The sequence below is a fragment of the Mycobacterium kyorinense genome, assembly GCF_001672775.1.
GTDB classification, from domain to species: domain Bacteria; phylum Actinomycetota; class Actinomycetes; order Mycobacteriales; family Mycobacteriaceae; genus Mycobacterium; species Mycobacterium kyorinense_A.
Map to the genome: position 1 here is coordinate 1 of NZ_LZKJ01000041.1, position 730 is coordinate 730.

Here is a 730-nt window from a genome sequence, read left to right on the forward strand (position 1 = left end):
CCGTCGGCCAACGTCGTCAGCGTCGCGATGATCTCCTTCCAGCTCTGGAGAAACGGCTCCTTGACTTCGCGCCGCATCCTGATCAGATCCCGGATCTTCCAGAAATTGCGGAAGAAATGCGACCAAAAGTTGCGGTGCGCGTCGAGAACGGCCTGCAAATCGGGTCCATACGGAACCGCCTCGGGCCCGGCCGCCTCGGCGAAGGCCACCAGATCCGGCGGAACAGCCATCCGCACCTCATGCCCGCGGCGCACCAACTCGCGGCCGACAGCGACGCACGGCTCGATATCGCCGCGAGTTCCATAGCTCGCCAGCACAACCTTCATCGCGGAATCTGGCCTCTCACTTCCCGTGTACGTCGTTTCACCCGGACTCGCTCGCCCGGAAGCGGTCACTCCGCCGGACCGCCGCCGCCAATCAGCTCAGCACCCCGCGGGCGGGCGAAGTTTTCCAGGTAGTCGGCGGCTACCGCAACGCTTTGAGCGGGTTTGGTCATTTGGGTGGCGACCTCTTTGGCCCGGGCCAGGTACTCCGGCTCGAGGATCACACGCAGATCTGCGACCAGGGTCTTCTCGGTAGTAGCCGAAAACCGCCGTGCAGTTCCGACTTTCAGTCGTTTGACGCGAGCCCCCCACAGGGTCTGGTCCATATCGGTGGACAGGATCAACGTGGGCACCCCGGCACGCAGGCTCGCCGCCGTGGTACCCGCACCACCGTGGTGCACGACCGC

The 730-nt window shown here is 64.8% G+C and carries 2 protein-coding genes; both read right to left on the bottom strand.

Annotated elements, in window-relative coordinates; genetic code table 11:
• Nucleotides 1–326: glycosyltransferase (locus A5707_RS03370; RefSeq protein WP_197495233.1), on the bottom strand; the 326-nt coding region annotated here is incomplete at its 3' end.
• Between the two features lie 65 nt (nucleotides 327–391).
• The coding region (locus A5707_RS03375) for a glycosyltransferase (protein WP_331713111.1) at nucleotides 392–730 on the bottom strand (339 nt) is incomplete at its 5' end.